This is a genomic window from Paenimyroides marinum, assembly GCF_900108395.1.
In the GTDB taxonomy this organism is placed as follows: Bacteria; Bacteroidota; Bacteroidia; order Flavobacteriales; family Flavobacteriaceae; genus Flavobacterium; species Flavobacterium marinum.
The window spans coordinates 1-25,803 of record NZ_FNXE01000037.1; the positions used below are offsets into that span (position 1 = coordinate 1).

Below are 25,803 nucleotides of genomic sequence, written 5' to 3' on the forward strand. Positions count from 1 at the left end.
GCAACCTTTTCTTTCTATGAACATGGCTTTCCGTATCCTGAAAAGCGGTTGCAAATATACCAACCTTTTTTTGAACTTTGCAAATGGTTTTGTGATTTTTTTTAATGTTTTTTGTAAGTTACTGGATGCCAATGCCCGCGTGGTGCTTTTACCAAGGATGGCTTATGTGTAGAATGAGATTCCGGATCTGATCTGGCAGACCAAAAGTGGTTTGTATTAGGAAAAAGAAAAACATAGAACGCCAACTATTTTTCCTTATCAGCTTAGGAAACAGAATAATTTTCTTTACAAAAAACCGATTGACTCAAAATAAATGTAAAGGGTGCCATTAAAAGAAAAAATCCCGATAGATAATATCTACCGGGATTTAGATTTAGTTTTATGAAAAACACAATTAGTTTTTACCTTCCATTTTAGCTTTTAATTCAGCTAAAGCATCGATATCACCTAAAGTTGTTTTTTCGTTTGCAGCGTTGTTTGCAGCAGTTTTTTCTTCTGCAGCTTTAACGTTTTTCTCTTCCTCTTCACGGAACGTAGCGGTGTGAGAAGCTACAACTCTTTTAAATTCTTTGTTGAATTCGATCACTTTGAAATCAGCTGTATCGCCTTTTTTCAATTTTTTTCCGTCTTCTTTTTCTAAGTGACGAGTTGGAATGAAAGCGACTACATCTTCTTCGAAGTTTACAGTAGCACCTTTATCGTTTAAGTCAGCAATTGTACCGTTATGAACAGTTCCTACACCGTAAGCTGCTTCGTGAGCATCCCAAGGGTTATCTGTAGTTTGTTTATGACCTAAAGATAATTTACGACCTTCAACATCTAATTCTAAAACAACAACATCTAATTTGTCACCTACGTTAACAAATTCTGATGGGTGTTTTACTTTTTTAGTCCAAGATAGGTCAGAAATGTAAACTAAACCATCGATACCTTCTTCTAATTCAACAAATACACCAAAGTTAGTAAAGTTACGAACTGTACCTGTGTGTTTAGAACCTACAGGGTATTTAGATGTAATATCTGTCCACGGATCGTTAGTTAATTGTTTGATACCTAAAGACATTTTACGCTCTTCGCGGTCTAATGTTAAGATAACTGCTTCTACTTCATCACCGATTTTAACGAAATCCTGAGCCGAACGTAAATGAGTTGACCAAGACATTTCAGAAACGTGGATCAATCCTTCTACACCTTCAGCAACTTCGATGAATGCACCATAATCAGCCAAAACAACTACTTTACCTTTTACTTTGTCACCAACGTTTAAGTTCGCGTCTAAAGCATCCCAAGGGTGAGCGTTTAATTGTTTTAAACCTAATTGGATACGTGTTTTCTCGTCATCGAAATCTAAGATTACAACGTTTAATTTTTGATCTAATTCTAATACTTCAGACGGGTGATTGATACGAGACCAAGATAAGTCTGTAATGTGGATTAATCCGTCAACACCACCTAAATCAATGAATACACCGTATGAAGTAATGTTTTTAACAACACCTTCTAATACTTGACCTTTTTCTAACTGACCGATGATTTCTTTTTTCTGAACTTCGATATCAGCTTCGATTAATGCTTTGTGAGAAACTACTACGTTTTTGAATTCGTGGTTGATTTTAACAACTTTGAACTCCATAGTTTTGTTTACGTATTGATCGTAATCACGGATTGGTTTTACATCAATCTGAGATCCTGGTAAGAATGCCTCGATTCCGAATACGTCAACGATCATACCACCTTTAGTTCTACATTTAACGAAACCGTTAACAATTTCACCTGTTTCGTGAGCAGCGATCACGCGATCCCATGCTTTGATTGTACGGGCTTTACGGTGAGACAATACTAATTGTCCGTTTTTGTCTTCTCTAACGTCAATTAAAACCTCTACTTTGTCACCAACTTTTAAGTTAGGGTTGTAGCGGAATTCGTTTAAAGAAATAACACCTTCAGATTTAGCGTTGATGTCAACGATTGCATCTCTGTCAGTGATTCTTACAACTACACCTTCTACCACTTCCTCTTCACCAGTTGAAATGAAAGTTTTTTCTACTAAATCTTCGAATTCTTTTAAGTTAGAAGCATCAACTGCATCAATACCATTTTCATAGCTTTCCCAATTGAAAGTGTCTAAGAATTCTTTTGTGTTTTGTGTTTGTTCAGACATGTCTGATAATAAATTTGTATTCTGTTTTTTAAGGATTGAAAGAAGATTTAAAACAGAAGTTGTTATTGATTTATATTCCAGCTTTTTAACCCAATCCTTTTCTTCGATTAAAAAGTGGTGCAAATTTACGTTGTTTTTTTTTATCTACCTAATAATCAATAAAAAAAGTCTGAATTTACATTCAGACTTTTTAGTTATTTAGAAATTTGTTGTTAGGTTTAAAGTAAATCCTGTTGCTTCTGGAACCATTCTACAAACCCCTCCAACACAAATTAAACCTCCTCGCTGACGTCCATAACTTGCTGCAATACGAGTAGCTCCTTTTGTAAAACTTCCTCCCACACTATAATAATGCAACTGCATATCAGGATCATCGTTTCCGTAATTGTAGATATCGTGAACAAAAAATGAGAACTTGCTATTTGGCATAAATTCTAAAGTTCCACCAGCCCAATTTTTACGATCTCCATCAGCCCATTGATGTTGTAATTCTAACCGAACTGAACTTGTCGGTTTAAAAAAATACAATCCTTCTACTACAGCTACATCAGAATGAATTTCATCATAAGTTTCTTCAACATATTCCTTATTATAATATTGATTTAAATACATGAAAATAGAACTAAATTTATCAGACCATTTTCTTCTGTATTCTACAGCTATATCACGATAATATTTTGTACCAAAATCTAAAAAACCTGTAGAGTTTAAATTACCATCAGGCTTCTCTTCTGTTTTTAAACCCGCCCAATATGAACCGTTTACTATTAAATTTGCTCCGTATTCACCGCCCAAAAAAGTTTCTTTTTTTAATTCATAGAACACATCGAATTGCCCACCAATTTCACCTAACTTCTGCATTGTCATATATCCGTATTTAGGCTGTGCTTGGTAAACAAAAATATTCTGTAAAGCAAAATCATATTGCTTGGTCAATGCCGGAATATAATTAATCATACCCGCATTATAAGCATTTCCGTTTAATTTACGATTTGAATAGAACGTCATATTTTCCATACGTCGTAAATTAACATTTGCAGCAAAACCTTCAGTTGTATACCCCATATTTACTAAAAATGCATTTCCATAACGTGATCTTTCGGGATATAAAGAATTTACACCTGCAAAATTATCCATTATAGCATCTTCCGTTTTATAGACATACTCTCCTCCAATTGAAAGTTTTTCACCAACATACTCTAAGCGTGTAGACATTACATTGGTATTTGGATCAATAGTTGGATATTCTTTCGTAATGTCTTCATGACGACCAACAAACGACGCTCCAAATTTCAACATATAATCTTCTTTTTCAAGAATATTTGTGATATCAACTTCAGCATTGGCCCCATATACAACACCATCGGATAAATCAAACCCCATTCCTATACGTTGCTTTCCTCCTAATAATGTTACGTTAGTTGAGGGATGTAGCCTCACTTTAAAACGTCCACCAAAAATTGCATTATTGATTCCTAATGCCCTATCTTCCCATGAACGCAACGCCAATCCACTACCAAACTGTTCGTAAAAGTGTCCTAATGTAATATCAACACCTTTATCATAATTATTATAACGGGCATAAACAGTTCCTAAATTGATTCCCTCTAAATCAGGATTATAATTTAAAAGTGCCTTAGGCAAATAACCTTCTGCTTGCAGACCAACTTCAAAATAGTTTTTGAAATAATCTATCTTAATATAATTATTTGAACGGAAAGGATCTTCTTTCGCACTTTCGTCTAACTTAATTTTATCGTCCTCTGTGTAATATTGCGAGTTAGACTCAATACCAACATTTACCTGAGCTTTACCGTGATAAGACAACAATACAACTAAGCTTACTGTCACTAAATATTTAGATTTCATTATGATTTACCAATAGCTTTTTTAATTTGCGTATAGATTTCATTTTCTATACCTGGAGTATAACTAGAGTGTGAATAAACTACTTTCCCTTTATATAATACCATAGTATATGGAACATTACCTACATTTAGAGCACGTTTTAACTCCTGATTTTCATCTAAAACAACAGTATACTTCCAAGATTTCCCTTTTACTTGAGGCTTAACGCGTGCTTTAGTCCTAGAATCATCAATAGAAACTGCTACTAATTCAACTCCGGTTTCTTTTTGCCAAGTACTATAAACTTCATTAATTGCAGTTAATTCTTTTAAACATGGCCCACACCATGTAGCCCAAAAACTTATAACAACAGGCTTATCAGAATTATTAAATTTAGATATATTTACAGCTCTTCCATCTAAATCTTTCAAAGTAACATTCGGTAATTTTTGTGCGTAGTTAACCAAACTCATTAACATAAAGGCAACACAAAATTGAAATTTTGACATAATTATTTTGTTTAAAAAATTAGAAAAACAAATCTATAAAACTTTTTAACAACTTTTTTTTTTATTCTAAAAAAAATTACATTTACTTTGTTTTTAGTTAACAAATAATTTAAACTTTTTTATGAAAAAAATACTTTTATTTAGTACAGTTGCTCTATCAAGCATGTTCTTTGCTTGTTCATCCGATGATAGTAGCACACCCACAGAAGATAATTCACAGCCTAAAAAAAGAGTAGTAGTTGCTGTTTTAGACAACGAAGGCAATGTATTAAATGCTCAGTCAGCTGATGCCAATACAACTAAAGATTATGTAATAGCTGGCTCTGGTTTTCAACACAGAGTATTAATTGAAGATTTTACCGGAGCTTGGTGTGGTTGGTGCCCACGTGTTACTCAAAGCATTGAAGATTTAGAGAAGACTGACAATGATAAAATTATTGGAATAGGTTTACACAATGGAGATAAGTTCGCTTTCACCCCACATGAAAATAATTTATATACTGCTATCGCAAATAAAATAGGAGTGGATATATCTAAAGGACGATCATTTCCCTTTGCTGTATTAAATAGAGCAGAACAATGGGAGGCTGCTACGTCTAATACAATGAAAACAAATCAAGCATTAGCTTTAGCAAAAAACAATTCTGAAATTGGAATCAAAATATCTTCAGAATTAGGAGATACTTCAGGTAAGATTAATGTTTCTCTAAAGTTTAATGCATCATATTCAGATTTGAAATATGTAGTTTATGTAGTTGAAGATAATTTAATATTAGCTCAAGAAAATTACACTTCAAATTTTGGAGGAAAAGGTAAGAAAAAAGAATTCGTTCATAATGGTGTTGTTAAAGCTGTTAATGATGTAAATGGAGTTACGGTAACAAACTCTACTAGTGGGTCTGAATTTAGTTCTGGAGATATTTCGGTTACTTATAAAAAATTCGAAAATAAATAATTAAGAATAAAAGAGTCGGTTTATAAAAACCGACTCTTTTTAAAACCTAAACCTCAACTGTATATACTCTGCTTTTTTCTCGTTGATATTTAAATTACTTACCTGAATACCAATAAGCCGAACTGATGTTCTTAACCTTGTTTGTTGCAATAATTCCAGTGCGGTATCTAAAAGCAAATCATAGCTGCTAATATAGTAAGGTAAAGTCAAACTCTTCGTTTGTAAAGAAAAATCGCTGTATTTCATTTTAAGGGTAATTGTTTTCCCGGAAAGATTCCGTTTTTGCAGCCGAATCGAAACCTCCTCACAAACATCATTCAACTTTTCTTTTAAAGGAATGATAGAGGTAAAATTTTTCCGAAAAGTACGCTCTGCCCCAATGGATTTAGGCAAACGGTTTGAAACAACAGGGGAATTACTAATACCACGGGCCAACTGATAAAAATGTAACCCTGAATTTCCAAAGTGTTCTTCTAAAAATTCAACCGATTTCATTCGCAAATCGGCTCCGGTAAAAATACCCAAATGGTACATTTTTTCACAGGTTTTCTTTCCCACACCAAAAAAACGTTTGATTTCCAGCGAATCTAAAAAAGGAATTATTTCATCGGGATTAATCGTCTTTTGCCCGTTGGGTTTGTTGTAATCACTTGCTATTTTTGCGAGGAATTTATTGATCGAAATACCCGCCGAAGCCGTTAACCCGGTAACTTCAACTATTTTTTGCCTGATTTCTTCTGCAATTAAAGTGGCACTTTTTAAATTTTTCTTGTTATGGGTAACGTCTAAAAAAGCCTCGTCTAACGAAAGGGGTTCCACTAAATCGGTGTATTCTAAAAAGATCTTGCGAATTTGACCTGATATTTCTTTATATCGATCAAATCGTGGTTTCACAAAAATCAGTTCAGGACATTTCTTTATTGCCAGTTTTCCACTCATGGCACTTCTTACACCAAATTTTCTGGCTTCGTAACTGGCTGCCGAAATCACTCCGCGCTCTTCTGAACCGCCTACTGCAACAGGTTTATTTCTTAATTCGGGAAAATCTAATTGTTCTACCGAAGCATAAAACGCATCCATATCAATATGTATTATTTTACGATGCGTTACAGTCATTACCCTTTGATTTATTAAATATTTAACGTGTTATTTACCTGGTGGAAAGAAAAAATGCAGCGGGCGTTTTTTAAAATGTTTCCATACAGATTTTTGAAGCGAAAAGATTTCGATTAACGGAATATCTCTCGATCGTAATGCCAGGCTCAATGAAAGCCCGAAACTAACAATGAAATTCATGAATCCTACAAAAAATATTCCCATAAAACACCAAAACCATGTTATTGCAGGTAGCTGAAAATCGGCCCCGTAAGCCCCTAATGCAATATTACCACTCACAAAAGTAATGTGACGAATATCTAAATTCAGTCCCAGAAAGATACCAATAGAATGGGTACTTCCCATAAAAACACCAAACCAGAAATTCGACACGATACCCGACCATTTTTTTTCTAACCAATTGGCTAATTTCGCAGTTTTAAATGCTCCGAAGGCACTTTTTAAAATAGGGTTTTCCTGAATACGGTAATATACTTGGTTGTGTTTGTTTTTATTGGATACGTTTCCTGAAATAATTCCCGATAAAAATAAAAACACACCCGCAATACCTGCATGAAAAATAGCTAACGAGTGTACGGGACTTGAATCTTTTATCATTGTAGGCCATTTGGTATCTGTAATATTGATGCCGGTGGTACTGTCAATTAACCAGATCAATAAAAGACCAACTGCAAACGCCATAATCACATTTCCCACAAAAGCGATGAATTGAGAACGGAACAAACGGGCAAATAAAATTGCAAAAGCACTGTGCTGTTCGGTTGCAGACTGATTTTTTCTTCCTTCTTCAATTGCTTTGATTATGGTTGCGGCAGTCATTGCTGGTTGTTTGGTCGCCAGGGCAAATCCACACAGATAAATCACAATGAAACCAAAGGCGTAGTTCATACTGTATAAAAAGGCAAAACCAAAATCACTGGTATCTGCTTTTGACAATAACACTTTAAAAATACACAAAAAACCTACCACAAGACCAGCACCTAAAGATGCCTTAAACATTGAGAAATATTCTTTTGCCGTTTCGGTTATGTAATGTTCGCCTGTTTTGGCCGTATACTGTGTAATTTCATAGGAAACCACATGGGTGCTTTCTGAGATCAGTTTACTGATATTATTTTTATAACAGTTGTATTCTATAAGCTTTAAAGAGAGCTTAATGGTGTTTGTTAAACGGTCTTGTGGTTTATCAACAACCAAAAAATCCATTAAAATTTTTATTCGGTCTAATTGTTGCCTGATCCGCAATAAACTTTGATTTACCTTGAGCGTGATTCCAAAAACCGCACTATTTTTATAGGCGTGCTTTACCAATTCTACACACTGATTATAGAGAATAACCATTTGTTTGTAATTTAAATCGTTAGAATTTACAAATTGTATTTCTCCTTTACGCAAACGACTTTCGATTTCTAAAAACTCATTTTCAAAACCTAAAAACGGACTTTCCAAGTGGTTGTATTTAGGAATCATATTTAAAATACTGGTATCCATTGAACGCCCGCTCATTCGTTGGGTCAATAGTCCCATAGAATATAAAATTTCAGAAAGCGCTCCGTTCTCTGCTTTTTCAAATTGGTAAATATCCTCTCCGTTAAGGATTTCCATCAGTTCAACTAATTCGTCTAACGGAATTTTATTAATCCATATAAAATCGTTTTCTTTATAAAAAACCTGATTCAACACATATTCTAATGTATCTTTTTGTGGCTGATATGGTAAAATTTTAGCAGAAATCCTTTTTCGGACTTCATATAAAAAATCTGAATCCTGTAAAATTCCGGCATCTGAAACCATTAAATGGAACTTCTTATCCAAAAGAATATTTTTTAGATAATCGCTTAAAATGGTGCGGTGCTTATCAAACTCAATTAAATGATCTAATAAGGGGCGCAACGTGATATTCGCAACTGCTTTTGGTCTTTTGGGACGAAAATAACGTACCAATTCATATAAGAAAAACAAATTCTCTTGCGAAACAACCTGATTGTCAATGATGTATTTTTCAAAAATTTCATTGATGCTTTTATAGGCAATTTGTTTTCTTATTAGATTCATAAACTCTTTTTTTACGATATTTGATTTTCAAAAACTATAAAAATATATGGTAGAAATTGAAAGAAAATTCAGTGTTAAAAATACTAATTTTTTGGTTAACGCTAAAGAAAGCTTTAAGATAACTCAAGGTTATCTAAATTCTGATAAAAAACGAACCGTACGTGTACGTATTAAAGGCGACAAAGGTTTTATTACTGTTAAAGGATTGAGCTCTGACAATGGTTTATCGCGTTTTGAGTGGGAAAAAGAAATTCTTGTGAAAGATGCAGAAGCCTTATTGCTTTTATGCGAAGATTTTGTGATTGATAAAACACGTTATACGATCCCTTTTAACGATGTTATTTTTGAAGTAGATGTTTTTGAAGGAGCAAATAAGGGATTAATTATTGCCGAGGTGGAACTGCAGTCAACCGATCAACAGTTTGAAAAACCCAATTGGTTAGCTGATGAACTAACAGGTGACGAGCGTTTTTACAATGCGTATTTAAGCAATCATCCGTTTACAACCTGGAAACAGCACTAATCGTTCATTAATTCTAATTTCACATGCAGCTTACCGGCTTTTTTGTCGTGTGAAATCGCATCAAACGCTTTTTTGCTTAAATCAATTTCTAACCCTTTTGTAAAAGGTCCGCGGTCGTTAATGGTTACAATTACACTTTTGTTATTTTTTATATTGGTTACTTTAACTTTGGTACCAAAGTTTAAACTCTTGTGAGCGGCGGTTAATTTATTGTTAGAAAAAGTATCACCGTTTGCGGTTTTTCTGCCATTGAATTTATTGTGGTAATAACATGCAAAAACCTCATTTTTGTATAATGAGGTTTTTGTATATTTTCCGCTGTTTGCTGTTTTACAACTTGTAAAGCAAACAAGCACTAAAATTATAAAAATACTATAACGCAAATTCATTTAAATCTAAACCATTAACGGCCGCTACGGTATTTAATTCTTCTTGTAATTCAATGCGTTTTTCTTCGTAATCCTCTGGCAATACTTCCACTTTTACCTTTAGTATGCCCCGGCTTCTGTTATGGGTTAAATCCATAAACGCTTTTTTACTTAAATCTATCTGACGACCTTTTATAAATGGTCCGCGGTCGTTGATTTCAACAATTACTTCTTCATCGTTAACTAAATTGGTAACGCGTACTTTTGTTCCAAAAGGAAGTGTTTTGTGTGCTGCGGTATAACTTTTATTGCTAAAAACTGCTCCGTTTGCGGTTTTTCTACCATTGAACTTATCGTGATAGTATGATGCCTGGGCTTCTTCATGAACCACCTCAACTTCGCTTTCCAAAGCTTCTAATTCGGCATTTAATTTAACTAATTCGTTATTTAATTCCGCCTCTTTTTCTTTTATTTTAGCTGAGTCGCTTATAAAATTTGCTGAAGAAACGGTTTCTGCATAAGCCATTTCTTTCCCCATTGAATTTTTATTAGCTGCCTCTGTATCTGATTGTGTTTTAACAGTAAAACTTAATATCCCTGTTAATGTGATTAATCCAGCTAAAATAAAATAATAATGCCTCTTCATTGTAAAACTTTTAAATTAAACATTTGCTATAAAGCTTTAAACTTGCAAAAGTTTAGACCTGACTTAATATAAGTCAGGTCTTATTTTATAACCAGTTATTCCATGGAATTCTTGATAAAATCAAAATCGTTCCAATGGCGTACATGATTGCAATTGACTTAAATTTCGACTGGTTGGTCGTCGCTTTTTTGTGCTTAGAGAACCCAATGGTAACTAATATTACAGCAATAATGTTAATTAACGGATGCTCAACAGCATACAATCTTAAATCGGCATTTTTCATTACTTCACCCATTGGCATATCAAAAACTTTAACCATTGGCGAAACAAAATACAAAATCAAACCAATTAATAATTGTGTGTGTGTGAAAATTAAAGCAAATAACGATATTTTACGATCGCCATCCTTAAATTCTTTGTTAGATGTCATTCCGATAATTGCATTTATTGAAGCTACAATCAACAAGATTAAAGCAAAATAAGCAACGTAAGAATGTGCGTGTTGTAAACCTGTGTACATAGTTTATATTATTGTTGTTTGCTCACAAAGATAGCCTTTTTTATTTGTAAAAACCTATCCTTACATTTTAACACAAATGCAAATATACTGAATTACAATTACATAGGAAAATTAAAATATAAATTTAATTTTTTTTAACATTTTCAAGCGTATTTTTAACGTTATTAAAAGGTGTGTTTAACAATCCAAAAAAAAATTATTCTACAAAATTTCAAGTAATTCTTCTGAGGAAAGATATGATTGTAAGAACAAGATTTCTTTAAAATGTTCATCTAAAAAAATAATGGTCGGATAAATTTCTTGTCTTTTTCCAAGATAATGATAAACCACTTCGTGGTAACCCGATTTTATACCTGTAGGTACAAACTTGAATTTCTGATGAAGATGATGTATTGTTTCTGTGCTATCACCTTTAAAAAAGATTACATAATAATATTTATTTAGCTTTTCAATTACTTTTGAGTCTTTAAACGTACTTTTCTGCAACATTTTACAATACCGGCACCAATCGGTATAAAAATAAAGCAGTATTGGTCGGGGATTTTTCCCGACCAATTGCTCTACCTGTTCAAAACTATATGTTTGCAGTTGTTGTGAATTGCCCTGAACAGAAAAAATAAAAAATAATACTAAAAATAACTGCTTCAAATTAAATAGTTTAAAAATTATATCGAACGCCTAAAAAAGTTCTTATACCTTGATTCGCTGCATACACATACGACGGATCGAATACTAAACCATAGGGATTATCTGTTGTTCGCAACGCATCTCCGTTAGGATCAAACTGTACATTTTTATCAAAAGGATCATTGGCCCTGGAAATTAAGAAAGGTAGATTTTTACTTGGTGTCCAATTCAATAAGTTCTTTACTCCGCCATAAATCTGGAAGTTTTTAAAACCTTTATATGTTAGTTGGATGTTCTGAATGCTATAAGTTTCAGAATATTCCGGACGCGGATCCCATTCACTAACCAAAGGCAAACGCATTGGTCCGTACAGATTACCTGTATAATCAATGTCTAAGTTGAAAGACGGAATACTATAAGAAACAGCCCATGTTCCCGAAAAGCGTTCGGTAAGCATCTGGCGTTGCTTCACGCCTTCTTCTTCTGTAGATACATCCATTAACGTTCCGCCAACAATAAATTTTAACCCGTTTCCTAAAATCAAATCTATATTTGCACTTATTCCTTGAGATATGGCATGTCCGTTTAAATTATCATAAATAATTTGATTGGGATTGGTATCATAATCCGGTAAAATAGCATTTGTAAAATAAGTGTACCAAGTTGATGCCTCTAACTGCAATACATTTGAACCAAAATACCATTGTTTCAAGTAACTTAAATTTAGATTGTACGATTTTTCAGGTTTTAAATCTTCTAAAACAATTACATCTCTTGCTCCTGAAAGTGCCGCATGGTCTTCGGTAAACAGGTTTACTACTCTAAACCCGGTTCCGGCATTTAATCGCAACACATCTCCTTTTTCTGATTTGTACCGATAAGCAAAACGCGGTGTAAAAATAGATCCGTGATTGTTGTTATAATCATACCGTGCACCCAACAAAATACTGTGTTTATTATTAAAAGAAATTTCGTCTTGGGCAAAAATTCCAGGCATCGTAGTAATATCTTTATCGTTGGTGGCAGGAGTATTATCATCATAATTCGTGTAACGAAAAGCTGCTCCAAACAACATATCATGATTTCCCAATTTCTTGTCCCAAGTTAATTGTCCAAATCCCACTTTTTGTTTTGCCATATAAGGTATGTTTCCATAAACTGAGTTTTGGTCGTGATCTGCATAAGAAAATGAGAAAAACATTTTTTCTGCAACGGGAAGTTCATACGTTCCCATTAATTCATATCGGCTGGTATAGATGGATTCTCCATAAACTTCATCACCACCTCTGTAATTTTTATTCCAATTCATCTCGCCTCCCCAGCGGTCTTCATAAAAATAACGCCCCGCTACAGAAAATAATTTATTGCTTTTGCGGGTAAAATTCCATTTTTGGAAAACCGAACTACGGTCTTGCAGGGTTAAATCGGTAAAATTATCGTTGTTCTTATCAATAGGGTTAGAATAATTAAAATAGTTAATACCCAACAGCAAATGTGCCTTCTCGCCAACTTTTGTGCTTACGCCAATATCGGTATTCACTTCGCCCCAAGATGTTCCAAAAACATCTGCTGAAAAAAGTGGTGCGTTTTTAGGATTCTTAGTAATAATGTTAATTAAACCCCCAACAGCTTCACTTCCGTAAAGAGAAGAAGCCGGACCTTTAACTACCTCAACACGTTCTATTAATGAATTTGGAATTCCCGACAAACCATAAACGGTAGAAAGTCCGCTGACAATGGGCATACCATCGATCAAAACAAATGTATAAGGACCTTCCAATCCGTTTATGTGTATATCTCCCGTATTACAAACACTGCAATTAACCTGCGGACGTACGCCATTTACAATTTGCAACGCTTCAAAAACGTTGGCAGTTGGATTCTTTTTAAAGAATGTAGGTGTATAAACCTCTACCGGCACCAAGCTTTCTGAACGAAGAACCGGTTTCATGGTTCCCGAAATTACAATTTCTTCTAAAGTATCATCCATATCATTAGTAAGCGTATCTTGTTCTACCTGAGAAAAAACCGAAAAGCTAAAAAGAAAACAAAAGAACAAAAATATTTTACAATTCATAATAAAATTAATTTTAGACAAATCTAAAAATTATATTTCATACAACTTAATTATAAATCGAATTATTTCTTATATTTGACTTTTATTTGATTATGCTAACACATTCTGAAGAAAATTATCTTAAAGTTATCTATCATTTGTCTCAAACCGAAGACGGCGGAATTTCAACAAATGCCATTGCACAAAAAATCGACACGAAAGCATCGTCGGTAACCGATATGATAAAAAAATTAAAAGAAAAAGATTTAATTTCTCATCAAAAATACCAGGGCGTTTTTATTACGGCATTAGGTAAGCAAACCGCAAAAATGATTATCAGAAAACACCGCTTATGGGAAGTTTTTTTAGTAGATAAGCTACATTTTAACTGGGATGAAGTACACGATGTTGCAGAAGAATTAGAACATATAAAATCGGAGAAACTGATCAATGCGCTGGATGCTTTTCTGGGATATCCCAAAGAAGATCCGCACGGCGACCCTATCCCAAATGCTAAAGGCGAAATTCCTTATCGCGAAAAAGAATTATTGACCGAAACAAAAGTCAACAATGATTATATGTGTGTGGGCGTAAAAGACACTTCTCCGGAATTTTTGCAATATTTAGACCGACAGAAAATTGCTTTGGGCAGCACATTTAAAATAGTAAAGCACGAAAATTTTGACCATTCAGTAACCATTTTATTTCAAGAAAACGAACTTACGTTGTCTAAAGTAGTTGCCCAAAACTTATTTGTAAAACAAATTTAATATGTTCGATCAGTTAATTGCATTTTTTGAATCGGTTAGCCCGGTATGGGCGGCACTTTTCGCAGGAATTTTCACTTGGTCATTAACCGCAATTGGCGCAGCATTGGTTTTTGTATTCCGTAATCCCAACAAAAAGTTATTAGACGGTATGCTGGGCTTTACCGGTGGTGTAATGATTGCTGCAAGTTTCTGGAGTTTGCTTGCACCGGCAATAAATATGAGTCCCGGCGAAAGTTTTACAAAAGTTTTACCCTCAGCCATAGGCTTTGCATTGGGTGCATTGTTTTTATTTGCACTCGACAAGCTACTGCCGCACCTGCATTTAAACCATCCCGTATCGAAAACCGAGGGTGTTAAAACTAAAACGCCTTGGCAAAAAACAACCCTTTTGGTTTTGGCAATTACCCTACACAACATTCCCGAAGGTTTGGCGGTGGGCGTGTTGTTTGGCGGTGTTGCAGCCGGAATTCCCGAAGCGACCATTGCCGGAGCTTTAACGTTGGCAATCGGGATCGGTTTACAGAATTTACCTGAAGGGTTGGCGGTTTCGTTTCCCTTGCGAAGAGCCGGAATGAGTAAAACAAAAAGTTTTATGTACGGACAAAGTTCTGCTTTGGTTGAACCTGCTGCCGCAGTAATTGGCGCTTTGGCCGTTGGCTTTTTCACACCGATTTTACCTTACGCCCTGGCTTTTGCCGCCGGAGCCATGATTTTTGTGGTTATTGAAGAAGTGGTTCCCGAAACCCAGCAAGGCGATAACAGCGACATTGCTACATTAGGTTTCGTTGGCGGTTTTATTGTAATGATGATGCTTGATGTGGCTTTGGGGTAAATTTAAAGAAATATTATGAAGCCTTTAATTAGTTTTATTCTTTAAACTTTTCTATATCTTTTAGTACAGTTTCTATATTTTCAGCCATTACAAGTTCTTCAAAACAAGATTTACAAATCCAATCGTATCCATCGAAATAGCCTGAAGTTTCAGTATATTCATTCGTTTCCTTACCAATTGTCTGAAAGCAAATTTCACAATGATCATGTATCCAACCATTTTCAACAAGATCGAATTGATTTTTGTCATAGGATTGACCAATATATAATCTAGCTACAAAATCAGTATTTTTCTCTTTTAGTCCAGGACGAGGAAACCAATTTGTGAAAGTGTAATGATTCTTCTCAATTTCTTCAATTATTTCACGAATATGATTGATTTCTATATTTCCATTTTTCAATTTGACAAAGATGTTTTTCATAAATATTGTTTTTTAAATTTACTCCTAACATACCGAAATTGTTTTTATTTATCCACAACCACAATTATTATCACTTCCACAACCGCCTTTACCTTTCTTTTTAAAGACAAATTTCTTTAGCAAAAAGGCAACAGCAGCAAGTAATAATATATAAACAATAATGTTTTGCATGTTCTTTTATTTTAAAAGTTGGTACGCTATTAACGCAGCAATGTAGGCCACACCGGTCATGAAAACCATTTGAATCAGTGTCCATTTCCACGAATTGGTTTCTTTTTTGGTTACCCCAACCGTTGACAAACATTGCATGGCAAAAGCGTAAAACAACAACAGTGAAATTCCGGTAGCAAAACCGTAAACGGCAGTACCATCTTCGCGTTTTTCATTTGCCATACGGTCAATAATTTTTGCTTCGTCTTCTTCTGCTTCACTGCCTAAATTATATAACGTAGCTAAATTACCCACAAACACTTCGCGGGCAGCAAAAGAAGTCAGCACGGCAATACTTATTTTCCAGTCGTATCCCAACGGACGGAAAACAGGTTCAATTCCTTTTCCTATGATTCCGATATATGAATTTTCTAACTGGTACCCGGCTAATTCATCTGCCAGTTCGTCTTCGGTTAAATGGTCGGTAATATGTTTTTCAGTGATGATTTCTTCTGCATTGCCAAACGTACTGCTTGGTCCGTGCGATCCTAAAAACCATAAGATTACCGAAAGTGCTAAAATAATTTTACCGGCACCCATAATATACGAAACCACTTTTTCGTACATATTCAAAAACACATTCTTTAAAATAGGTGCTTTATACGTAGGCATCTCAATTACAAAAAACGATTTTCTGTCGGCTTTAATAATGCTGCTTAAAATCATTCCGGCGATTAAAGCAGATAAAAATCCAATAACGTACATCATCGTCATTACAAAAGCCTGCAACGGAATAAATCCTAAAATATACGTTTTTGGAATGATTAACGAGATGATGATGATATATACCGGAATACGTGCCGAACAAGTGGTAAACGGCGTTACCAGCATGGTAATTAATCGTTCTTTTGGATTTTCAATGTTTCGTGCCGACATAATTGCCGGAATGGCACAGGCGGTTCCTGAAACCAACGGCACAACCGATTTTCCGCTTAAACCAAATGGTTTCATAATACGATCCATTAAGAAAACCACACGGCTCATATATCCTGTTTCTTCTAAAATGGAGATGATAAAAAACAAAATGGCAATTTGCGGAACAAACATCAACACACCGCCCAATCCGGGTAGAATACCATCGGCAATCAGTTCAGTTAATTTGCCTTCGGGCAAAGTGGCACTTGTCCAGGCTGATAAATCGGCAAAAAATCCATCAACTAAATCCATTGGAAAAGCGGCCAGCTCAAAGATCGATCCGTAAATCAGCAACAAAACAAAAAAGAAGATAATGTATCCCCAGAATTTGTGCGTTAGAATACGGTCAAAACGCATACGGATATCTGTAGCCTTTGACGTATCGATGCTATACGTTTCCTTCAGAATATCATTGATGAACTGGTATCTTTTTATGGTTTCGCGGTGCTGCAACTTTTTAATTTCTGAATCGGATTTTTGGACAAATGCATTGCTTGACACCACATTGCCGATATTTTCAAACGGATAAACGTTGGTTTGCGAAAGCCATACTTTATATGGATTCTGCTTAGGATAAAGATTTTCTAAAAGTGAGAAATACTCTTTATCAATACTTTTTAGATCAAATACCGGGCGGGTTGGGTAAGACGAATAATTTAAAACGACTTGTTTCAACTCTTCAATGCCCTGATTTTTACGGGCAGAAATCAGAACAATCTTAGTCTGCAAGGCTTTTTCTAAAGCAGGTACATCAACCGAAATACCTTTTTTCTGCATTTGGTCTGCCATATTTAATGCCAAAACCACCGGAAAACCTAAATCTTTTACTTGTGTAAAAAGCAAAAGGTTACGTTTTAAGTTTTCAACTTCGGCAACAATCACCACAACATCCGGATAATCTTTATTGGTTTTATCAAAAATGGCATTTAACGCAATTTCCTCGTCTTTAGAACTTGGGTTGACCGAATACACGCCCGGCAAATCAATAATGCTTGCCTTGACGTCTTTAGACAAATGAGCCGTTCCGGTTTTGCGTTCTACGGTTACTCCGGGATAATTTCCTACGTGTTGGTTTAAACCTGTTAATGCATTGAAAACAGAAGTTTTACCAACATTCGGGTTTCCAATTAAAGCTATTTTTAGTGGTTTCATTAAATGCTATATCAGTTCAACTTGTATTTGTTTTGCTAAATCTTTTCGTATGCTTAAAAATGAATCGTTTACTTTTATGTAGATCGGATCTGCTAAAGGTGCAATTTGCAATACTTCAACAACGTTTCCCGGTAAGCACCCCATTTCTATTAATTTCAAAGGAACGTTATCGCTGTTTATTTCAATAATGGTTCCTTTCTGGCTCTTTTTTAAAACATTAAGAGTGGTCATTTTTATTTAGATTTAGTTCAGATTGCAAATTTAACCATTAAAAAAGGAAAACCGAACTTTATTTGATTTCCCATTGATTTTTAGCGGCTTTTATAACTATTTTAACTTTTCAATTTCAAACCTCATTCAGACCCCACAGGTTTTAAAACCTGTAAAGTCTATATAAAAAGCTTACTTCTTCTCTCGCAGCCAGTTAATGTCTTCAAGCAATTGTGTAACGTTTTTGGTATCATCGTTTTTGTCTTCGTTTAAGTTGGTTCCGTCATAAAAGCCGCGGATGCGTCCGTTTTTATCAACCAAAATAAAATTTTCTGTGTGTACCATATCATATAGCTCGCCTAAAGTACCGGTTTTTACCGCTAAGAACGATTGGCGTGCCAAATAATAAATTTCTTTTTTATCGCCGGTAACCAGGTTCCACTTACTGTCCATGACTCCTTTTTTGTCGGCATATTTTTTTAAAACTTCGGGTGTATCAATATCGGGTGTAACCGAAAACGAAAGCAGTTTTACATCGGGCATATCTTTTATTTTATCTTGCAGCCAAACCATATTATCGGTCATAATCGGGCAAATGGTCGGGCAGGTGGTAAAAAAGAAATCTGCCACGTAAATTACATCTTTATAATCGTTCTGCGTAATGGTTTTATTGTTTTGGTTTTGGAACGAAAAATCGGCAATTTTGTGCTCCATTTTATTGTTTTTATGCTGAACCAAACTATCTACCAGTTCTGCATTTACCATTGCCGGTGTATAAACAGGCAGCTGTTTTTCGGGTTTTAACGCATTGTAAAACAACGATAAAATAATAACCGACAAGATACCAAGGGTAAGAAACAAATAACGATAGCGGTAAAAAAGATCTTTCATTACTTAAATTTTGTGCAAAATTACAAAACGTTTCAGCTAAAAAAGGTTAAATAAGTGGTAAAACACTTTTTATTTTATCTTCTTAAAAACAACAAAATAATCTATTGAATCTCCTTGACAAGTCTTTACTTTTTCATAATAATATACTTTGTTTGATAATTTTATTCGTTTAAAATAATGATCCTTATTTGTAAAATGTAATAATGGATTTTCTTTAATTAATTCCCATTTTGCTTCATAAACGATGCTGTCGTTGATTACTCTTTGTAATGAAAAATCACTGCTTAATATAACTTTAGCTGATTCTTTATCGGCAAAATATGCACCTTTTAAATTATACGTTCTAAAAAGAAATTTTCTTTCAATTAAATTTGGTTTTTGTGGTTCATAGATGCCTACCCAATCTTCTGCATTTTTTTGTTGATCGATACCAAATAAAGTGTAAAACCCCATTACAGTAATGAAAAATAATGGGATTAATCTTGTGAGAACCTTAATCATTAAGATAGTTTTTAGGTATTTGTTTGTTACTTTTTTTTCTTGAAAACATTGTAAAAGAAAACTCCTTTAGTTGTATCTTGACAAGATCGTAAAAATTCTATGTAATATACTTTTTTTGAAATATTAGAATGTTGTAGATAATAACTATTTTTATGGATATGTAACAAAGGTTTATTGTCTGCTATTTCCCATTTCCCTTCATAAGACACAGTATCCCCATTACCGAAGATCAACATTTTCATCATTGTAAAATCATTATTCAAATAAATTTTTGTGCACCGCCTGCTGCAAAATAGCCTTTTTTCTTGTTTTTTTGCAGAATCAATTTTCTTTCAACGATATTAGCATTAACAGTTTCATATTCCCCCACCCAATCATCTATTTTTTGCAGGTTATTAAAAGTATAGAAACAATAAAATCCCATTACTGCAATAAACAGTAATGGAGTCAATCTTGTAAAAATCTTAATCATTAAAATAGTCTTTAGGTATTTTTTTATTTTTCAACTGCTCTAAATCGCTATTTATTTTATTAACCCAACGGAATTATAAAGTGATTTTTATAAACACTATTAACACATTATCAGTGTCATAAACCAATTTTAAATATTATTATACTGCCGTCATGTTAATATTAAATCTGTATTGGTCAAAAATTCATCTATATCATATTTTTAGTTTAATCTTGTTAAAGATAATTATTATTATTATAATATCACTAAAAAAAGAACATATAACGTTTTTTTAGTTAAATTTCAAGTATATTATTTTTATCAAATTCTTGTCAACAGAAATTCACAAAAGCTTTTACCGAAAAAGGTTAAATAAGTGGTAAAACACCCTTTTAATTCCGCATAGTTTTTATTTTTGTAGTTACTTACCTAATCAAAATAAGAAAAATGAATAAAAAATTTATGTTCTTGCCTGCAACTTTATTAATGATTGCAACATCGGTTCAGGCACAAGCTCCTTCTGCTGAGAATCACGGGATTAATTTGGAATATATGGATAAATCAGTCAAACCGGGCGATGATTTCTTTAGATTTGTTAACGGAGAATGGTTCGACAAAACCGAAATTCCTGCCGACAGAACCCGTTGGGGAAGTTTTGACGAATTGCGTCAGAATACCGATATCGATGCTTTAACCATTTTAAAAGATGCAGTAAACGATAAATCGCTGGCTGCCGATTCAGATCAAATGAAAGCGGTAAATGTCTTTAAAACTTATTTAGATCTAGATACCCGCAACAAATTAGGCATTTCGCCCATCAAATCAACCTTAGATCAAATCAACAAAATTAAAAATGTAAACGATGTTGTTGCGTTGTTAAAAGAAAAAATGCCCGAAGGCGGTTTGGGTTTCTTTGGATTGTATGTGAGTGCCGATGCAATGGATTCTAATAAAAATACCATTTATGTTTCGCCGGGAAGCATTGGTTTACCTGACCGCGATTATTATGTATCTGACGATGCCGACTCTAAAGAAAAGAAACAGAAATACGAAGTACACGTTGCACGCATGCTGCAATTTTTAGGAATTGATGACGCTTCGGCAAAAAAACAGGCGGCACAAGTAGTTAAATTGGAAACCAAAATGGCAGAAGCACGTTTAGACCGTGTAGCACGCCGAGACCGCAGAAACACTTACAACCCCATGCCGGTTACCGATTTACAAAAATTAACACCGTCTGTTAATTGGGCTGATTATCTTGCTACTGCCGGATTAAAAAACGTAGATCAGGTAGTGGTTTCTATGCCAAAGTACATGGAAACACTGGAGTCTATTTTTAAAACGGCGTCAATTGATGAGATTAAGGCTTATATGCGCTGGACATTGATTAACAAAAGTACTGGCGTTTTAACAACTGAAATAGACGAGGCTAACTTTGATTTCTACAGTAAAACCTTGACCGGAGCGGTTGCCCAACGACCTATTGAAGAACGCGCATTGCAGGTAGTCAACGGAACGGTTGGTGAAGCTTTAGGGAAATTGTATGTAGAGAAAAAATTCCCTGCTGAAGCTAAGGAAATTGCCAAAGAAATGGTTGATTATGTGTTTAAAGCATTTGAAAACCGCATCAATAACTTACCATGGATGACTCCTGCAACACGTAAGGGCGCTATTGAAAAGCTACATAAATCTACCGTTAAGATTGGTTATCCTGATAAATGGGAAGATTATTCTAAGTTAGAAATAAAACCGTTGGAACAAAACGGAACGTACTACGAAAACATGAAAAACGTGGCTCGTTGGCGTTTTGCCAAAAACATCGCCGAATATGGCAAACCGGTAGATAAGACCAAATGGGGTATGTCTCCACAAACCGTAAACGCCTATTTTAACCCAACAAATAACGAAATTGTTTTCCCGGCAGCTATTTTGCAACCTCCTTTTTACGATTACAAAGCCGATATGGCAATTAACTTTGGAGGTATTGGTGCCGTAATTGGTCACGAAATTTCGCACGGATTTGACGATTCCGGTTCTCGTTACAATGCCGAAGGAAATTTAGTAAACTGGTGGACTGATGACGATTTAAAACAATTTACCGGATTGGGCGGTGCGTTGGCAGATCAATACTCAGCCTTAGAACCATTGCCAAATACTTTTGTTGACGGTAAATTTACATTAGGCGAAAACATTGGCGATTTAGGCGGAGTGAATGCTGCGTACGACGGATTACAGTTGTATTTAAAAGACAAAGGTCGTCCGGAAAATATTGACGGATTCACGCCTGAACAACGTTTCTTTATTTCGTGGGGAACCATCTGGAGAACAAAAATGCGCGATGAAGCCATTAAAAACCAGGTAAAAACAGATCCGCACGCACCGGGAATGTATCGCTCGTATGTTCCGTTGCAAAATGTTGATGCGTGGTATGAAGCATTTGATATTCAACCAAGCAATAAACTATATGTTGCTCCTGAAAAACGAGTAAAAATCTGGTAGTAAAAATATTGAACTGCAATGTAACAATTGCAGTTTTTTTATACTAATCACAACAAATCAATCATTAAAAAGATGAAAAAAGTAACACAATTAAGTTTGTTGGCTGTTTTAGCTTTGGTTTCTTGTAAAAAAGACAAAGTAGAAACCGACGACCAACCACACGGACTGGCATTACAATATATGGATACCACCGTGAAACCAGGCGATGATTTTTATCGTTACGTAAATGGAATCTGGTTTGATCAAACCGAAATTCCTGCAGATAAATCTTCTTGGGGCAGTTTTAACGAACTGGCTAAAAACACCGATTTAGATGTGTTAAATATGCTGAAAGAAGCCGCTCAGGACAAAAACCTGAAATCAAATTCAGATGAAGGTAAAGCGGTAAATCTTTACAAAACGTATTTAGATACCATCAAACGTTCAGAATTGGGTATTAAACCTATTGAAAGCGATCTGGCAAAAATAAACGCGATTCAAAACCTTACCGATGTAAACAATTTGGTTCAAAGTACCATTATGCAAGGCGGTACCGGATTATTTGGCACTTATATCAGTGCCGATGCGTTAGATTCTAACAAAAACGTAATTTACATTTACGGAACAGCAACCGGTTTGGGTGAACGCGATTACTATTTGTTGAACGATGCCGAAACGAAAGAAATCCGTAACAAATACGAACAACACGTGGCAAGAATGCTTCAGGCGGTGGGTAATAACGAAAGCGATGCCAAAACAAAAGCTGCTAAAATATTAGCTTTTGAAACAAAAATATCAGAAGCAGAACTAACCCGTGTAGAGTTACGCGACGACCGCAAAACATACAATCCAATGCCGGTAAGCCAACTACAAAGCATTGTCTCAAACATTGACTGGACGGCCTATTTCGACAAAACCGGATTAAAAAAAATCGACTCGGTTGTTGTATCCCAGCCAAAAGCAATGGCAAATTTAAACAAGTTGCTTACCGCTACGCCTATCGAAGATTTAAAAGCTTATTTAACATGGAATTTAATCAATGGATCAGCGTCGGTTTTATCACCTGAATTAGAAAAAGCAAATTGGGAATTTTACAGCAAAGTATTATCTGGTGCACAAAAACAAAAACCGATCGAAGAACGCGGTGTTGATATTGTAAACCGATCATTAGGTGAAGCCTTGGGTAAATTGTATGTAGAAAAGAAATTTCCTGCCGAAGCCAAAACCAAAGCTCAGGAAATGATCAGTAACATTGTAAAAGCTTATGAAAACCGCATCAAAAATCTTCCGTGGATGGCTCCTGCAACACGTCAGGGTGCGTTAGACAAACTATCAAAATTAACCATTAAAATTGGTTATCCTGATAAATGGGAAGATTATTCAAAATTAACCATTAAAAGTCCGGCAGAAAACGGTACATATTACGATAACATGAAAGCGGTAACTGCATGGAGCATTCAAAAGAATTTTGATGATTACGGCAAACCGGTTGATAAAACTAGATGGGGTATGCCACCGCAAATGGTAAACGCATATTACAACCCGGCTTATAACGAAATTGTTTTCCCGGCAGCTATCTTACAACCTCCTTTTTATGATTACAAAGCTGATGAGGCTGTGAATTATGGTGGAATTGGAGCTGTTATTGGACACGAAATTTCTCATGGCTTTGACGATCAGGGTGCACGATACAATGCCGATGGTAATTTAGTAGATTGGTGGCAACCTGCCGATTTAGCACAGTTTACCAAATTAGGAAAAAGTTTAGCCGCACAATACAGTGCCTTACAACCTTTTACCGGTATTTACGTTGATGGTGATTTTACGTTAGGTGAAAACATTGGTGATTTAGGCGGAATTACCGCTGCTTATGATGGTTTACAAATTTTCTTAAAAGAACATCCACAAGATAAAATTGACGGGTTCACACCTGAACAACGTTTCTTTATTTCTTGGGGAACCATCTGGAGAACAAAATCACGTGATGAATATGTGAAAAATCAGGTTAAAACTGATCCGCACGCACCTGGTATTTATCGTTCGTATGTACCGTTACAAAATTTAGATGCATGGTACGAAGCATTTAACGTACAACCAGAAAACAAACTTTATTTAGCTCCTGAAAAACGGGTTAGAATTTGGTAATAAAAAAGCTGTTTCAATTGAAACGGCTTTTTTGTGCTAATCAATGAAACCAATTATTAAAATTGTTTGATTATATTTCTTAACGAAGTATAAGAGATCCTTTTCAAATGGTAGTTTCTCAATCAAATGTTATATAACTACCAATCACAATCTCTTCCATCTGTTCAACAATAATAACTTTATTTGTTGGCACTTCTGATTTCAGAACAGTAAATTCTTTATAATAATCATTTTTATAATTTCCTCCAACAATAGAAATATTCAAAGTATCTTTTACAAAATATTCCGGAATATTAAGTTTAAATCGCCCATTATCATCACTCCAAACACCATAACCATTATATTGTAAGTTTACAAAGCATTTAACAGTTACACTTTTATTAGTTTCACTATCAATAATAATTCCTCTTATGGCATACTTTAACGTATCATTAAAAAAGGAATCGGTTTGAAATAATTGTTCATAATCAGCAATAGATTTTTCGGACTGTTTTTGTACCGAACAAGAAGTCATTAATCCAACAACCAATAAACCATAAAAAGCATTAGATAGTTGTATATAGTTGAAATGATTTGAAGAAACAGTTAAAAGGCGGTTTAATTGCGATTTTTTAAACTTCATACACTTTGGTCGGTCTTTTTGATTAACCAACTTGTGTAATTCTGTATCAGATAAAGTTGTTGCATCATAAACCTTTTCACTACAAAGCAAACAGAATTCTTCTTTATTCGAAATAAATTCCGAACTCCACTCTTGTTTTTCACAAGGTTTAGGAATAGCTAATTTTAGTGAGTTTTTCATAGGTAAATATTCTAATCTCCAAATCCAAAATACGCATAATGGATAGCGTAAAGTATTAAATATAACTCAATTTCTTCATCTGTTATAAAATTTAAAAAGGAAAAACTGATTTCATCTAAATACGATTTCCAAAAAGAGTTTTTTAATGAGTGTCCAATTAACTGGTGGTCTTTATAGAATTCCATTTTGTAAGAAAATGAAAAAGGTTGCTTTACATAATATCTATGTCCATTATTTATCCAATAAAAAGTATTTTTATTTTGAACAAATTCATAAGAACTTAAAAGGTTGTTTTCTATAAAGACAATTTTACTAAATCCAAAACCATGTTTTAGATAAAAAAATAACTGAACCTTCCCAAAGGCATCAATGATTTGATATTTCTCTTTAGCAAACAACCATTTTCTTACTGTTTCAACACTAAAAATAAATTGATTATTTATCACTACTAACCGACTAACTTTTCAAAATTAAGGAGCTTCCCATTGTGGTTAGCTCCTTTTTTCATATTTTGGTTTTACGACAAATCAAAAATATGAGCAATAAAGATACAGAAAAGAAATTAGTCGGTCAGCCGATTTTCAAACAAATCATCAATTTTATTCCAAAAGATAAATTTGATATGCTTGTCTACAAGCATA

25 protein-coding genes are annotated in these 25,803 nt (G+C 34.5%); 6 read left to right on the plus strand and 19 right to left on the minus strand.

The annotated features are described in order from the left end of the window. Positions 1-394 precede the first annotated feature (394 nt). The 3 genes from rpsA to BLW20_RS11510 all read right to left on the minus strand — a co-directional run bounded on the left by rpsA (position 395) and on the right by BLW20_RS11510 (position 4,518). Positions 395-2,161 carry a 30S ribosomal protein S1 gene (rpsA, locus tag BLW20_RS11500; protein ID WP_091101101.1) on the minus strand — a complete coding sequence of 589 codons (1,767 nt, stop codon included), beginning with the start codon at positions 2,159-2,161 and terminating at the stop codon, positions 395-397. 198 nt (positions 2,162-2,359) lie between these two features. After that, positions 2,360-4,030, minus strand: coding sequence for a DUF6029 family protein (locus BLW20_RS11505; protein WP_091101022.1), 1,671 nt, complete (start codon positions 4,028-4,030; stop codon positions 2,360-2,362). Continuing rightward, positions 4,030-4,518 (minus strand): TlpA family protein disulfide reductase, encoded by a 489-nt coding sequence (locus tag BLW20_RS11510; protein WP_091101025.1) that lies wholly within the window; start codon positions 4,516-4,518, stop codon positions 4,030-4,032. Before BLW20_RS11510 ends, BLW20_RS11505 begins: the two co-directional genes overlap by 1 nt. 121 nt (positions 4,519-4,639) lie before the next feature. Between BLW20_RS11510 and BLW20_RS11515 the strand changes: the two genes are divergently transcribed. Then, positions 4,640-5,473, plus strand: a complete 834-nt coding sequence (locus BLW20_RS11515) for an Omp28-related outer membrane protein (protein WP_091101028.1) — start codon at positions 4,640-4,642, stop codon at positions 5,471-5,473. 39 nt (positions 5,474-5,512) lie between these two features. Here BLW20_RS11515 and dinB read toward each other — a convergent pair whose 3' ends face one another. Both dinB and BLW20_RS11525 read right to left on the minus strand, forming a co-directional pair. Further along, entirely contained in the window at positions 5,513-6,589 is a 1,077-nt protein-coding gene (gene dinB, locus BLW20_RS11520; RefSeq protein WP_091101030.1) for a DNA polymerase IV, read from the minus strand. A gap of 30 nt (positions 6,590-6,619) precedes the next feature. Beyond that, entirely contained in the window at positions 6,620-8,644 is a 2,025-nt protein-coding gene (locus BLW20_RS11525) for a recombinase (RefSeq protein WP_091101033.1), read from the minus strand. 46 nt (positions 8,645-8,690) lie between these two features. Here BLW20_RS11525 and BLW20_RS11530 point away from each other — a divergent pair, with 46 nt between their 5' ends. Beyond that, complete coding sequence (locus BLW20_RS11530) at positions 8,691-9,167, plus strand: CYTH domain-containing protein (RefSeq protein WP_091101037.1); 477 nt, start codon at positions 8,691-8,693, stop codon at positions 9,165-9,167. On the opposite strand, the gene BLW20_RS11535 is transcribed toward BLW20_RS11530, so the two are convergent. From BLW20_RS11535 to BLW20_RS11555, 5 genes are all read right to left on the minus strand, one after another. After that, positions 9,164-9,556: a septal ring lytic transglycosylase RlpA family protein gene (locus tag BLW20_RS11535; RefSeq protein WP_091101041.1), complete on the minus strand. Its 393-nt coding sequence runs from the start codon at positions 9,554-9,556 to the stop codon at positions 9,164-9,166. The two genes, BLW20_RS11530 and BLW20_RS11535, sit on opposite strands and share 4 nt — an antisense overlap. After that, positions 9,540-10,181, minus strand: coding sequence for a septal ring lytic transglycosylase RlpA family protein (locus tag BLW20_RS14955; protein WP_317039288.1), 642 nt, complete (start codon positions 10,179-10,181; stop codon positions 9,540-9,542). Before BLW20_RS14955 ends, BLW20_RS11535 begins: the two co-directional genes overlap by 17 nt. 85 nt (positions 10,182-10,266) lie before the next feature. After that, entirely contained in the window at positions 10,267-10,701 is a 435-nt protein-coding gene (locus BLW20_RS11545; protein WP_091101046.1) for a hypothetical protein, read from the minus strand. Between the two features lie 201 nt (positions 10,702-10,902). Then, complete coding sequence (locus BLW20_RS11550) at positions 10,903-11,349, minus strand: thioredoxin family protein (RefSeq protein WP_177165080.1); 447 nt, start codon at positions 11,347-11,349, stop codon at positions 10,903-10,905. A 10-nt stretch (positions 11,350-11,359) separates the two neighbouring features. Further along, the gene (locus BLW20_RS11555) at positions 11,360-13,405 is read right to left on the minus strand and encodes a TonB-dependent receptor plug domain-containing protein (protein ID WP_091101051.1); all 2,046 of its coding nucleotides are present in this window, start codon (positions 13,403-13,405) and stop codon (positions 11,360-11,362) included. Between the two features lie 92 nt (positions 13,406-13,497). On the opposite strand from BLW20_RS11555, the gene BLW20_RS11560 reads away from it, so the two are divergent. Both BLW20_RS11560 and BLW20_RS11565 read left to right on the plus strand, forming a co-directional pair. Further along, on the plus strand, positions 13,498-14,154 hold the full coding sequence (locus BLW20_RS11560; RefSeq protein ID WP_091101054.1) for a metal-dependent transcriptional regulator: 657 nt from the start codon (positions 13,498-13,500) through the stop codon (positions 14,152-14,154). 1 nt (position 14,155) lies between these two features. Beyond that, positions 14,156-14,986 carry a ZIP family metal transporter gene (locus BLW20_RS11565; protein WP_091101058.1) on the plus strand — a complete coding sequence of 277 codons (831 nt, stop codon included), beginning with the start codon at positions 14,156-14,158 and terminating at the stop codon, positions 14,984-14,986. Between the two features lie 34 nt (positions 14,987-15,020). On the opposite strand, the gene BLW20_RS11570 is transcribed toward BLW20_RS11565, so the two are convergent. From BLW20_RS11570 to BLW20_RS14600, 7 genes are all read right to left on the minus strand, one after another. Next, positions 15,021-15,407 carry a hypothetical protein gene (locus BLW20_RS11570; RefSeq protein WP_091101061.1) on the minus strand — a complete coding sequence of 129 codons (387 nt, stop codon included), beginning with the start codon at positions 15,405-15,407 and terminating at the stop codon, positions 15,021-15,023. Positions 15,408-15,455: 48 nt separating this feature from the next. Then, complete coding sequence (locus tag BLW20_RS11575) at positions 15,456-15,578, minus strand: FeoB-associated Cys-rich membrane protein (protein ID WP_091101065.1); 123 nt, start codon at positions 15,576-15,578, stop codon at positions 15,456-15,458. Between the two features lie 6 nt (positions 15,579-15,584). Then, a complete protein-coding gene (gene feoB, locus BLW20_RS11580; RefSeq protein WP_091101068.1) occupies positions 15,585-17,684 on the minus strand; it encodes a ferrous iron transport protein B in 2,100 nt (699 codons plus the stop codon). A 6-nt stretch (positions 17,685-17,690) separates the two neighbouring features. Next, positions 17,691-17,915 carry a FeoA family protein gene (locus BLW20_RS11585; protein WP_091101072.1) on the minus strand — a complete coding sequence of 75 codons (225 nt, stop codon included), beginning with the start codon at positions 17,913-17,915 and terminating at the stop codon, positions 17,691-17,693. A 171-nt stretch (positions 17,916-18,086) separates the two neighbouring features. Next, positions 18,087-18,785: an SCO family protein gene (locus tag BLW20_RS11590; RefSeq protein WP_091101077.1), complete on the minus strand. Its 699-nt coding sequence runs from the start codon at positions 18,783-18,785 to the stop codon at positions 18,087-18,089. A 69-nt stretch (positions 18,786-18,854) separates the two neighbouring features. Continuing rightward, positions 18,855-19,286 (minus strand): hypothetical protein, encoded by a 432-nt coding sequence (locus BLW20_RS11595; RefSeq protein WP_143037783.1) that lies wholly within the window; start codon positions 19,284-19,286, stop codon positions 18,855-18,857. Between the two features lie 259 nt (positions 19,287-19,545). Beyond that, positions 19,546-19,758, minus strand: coding sequence for a hypothetical protein (locus BLW20_RS14600; RefSeq protein WP_143037784.1), 213 nt, complete (start codon positions 19,756-19,758; stop codon positions 19,546-19,548). Positions 19,759-20,184: 426 nt separating this feature from the next. Here BLW20_RS14600 and BLW20_RS11605 point away from each other — a divergent pair, with 426 nt between their 5' ends. Further along, positions 20,185-22,236, plus strand: a complete 2,052-nt coding sequence (locus BLW20_RS11605; RefSeq protein WP_091101088.1) for a M13 family metallopeptidase — start codon at positions 20,185-20,187, stop codon at positions 22,234-22,236. 72 nt (positions 22,237-22,308) lie between these two features. Next, positions 22,309-24,360 (plus strand): M13 family metallopeptidase, encoded by a 2,052-nt coding sequence (locus BLW20_RS11610; RefSeq protein WP_091101091.1) that lies wholly within the window; start codon positions 22,309-22,311, stop codon positions 24,358-24,360. A 118-nt stretch (positions 24,361-24,478) separates the two neighbouring features. Here BLW20_RS11610 and BLW20_RS11615 read toward each other — a convergent pair whose 3' ends face one another. Together BLW20_RS11615 and BLW20_RS11620 are read right to left on the minus strand one after the other, a co-directional pair. Then, positions 24,479-25,162, minus strand: coding sequence for a hypothetical protein (locus BLW20_RS11615; protein ID WP_091101094.1), 684 nt, complete (start codon positions 25,160-25,162; stop codon positions 24,479-24,481). An 11-nt stretch (positions 25,163-25,173) separates the two neighbouring features. Beyond that, entirely contained in the window at positions 25,174-25,608 is a 435-nt protein-coding gene (locus BLW20_RS11620) for a hypothetical protein (protein WP_091101098.1), read from the minus strand. Positions 25,609-25,803 lie beyond the last annotated feature (195 nt).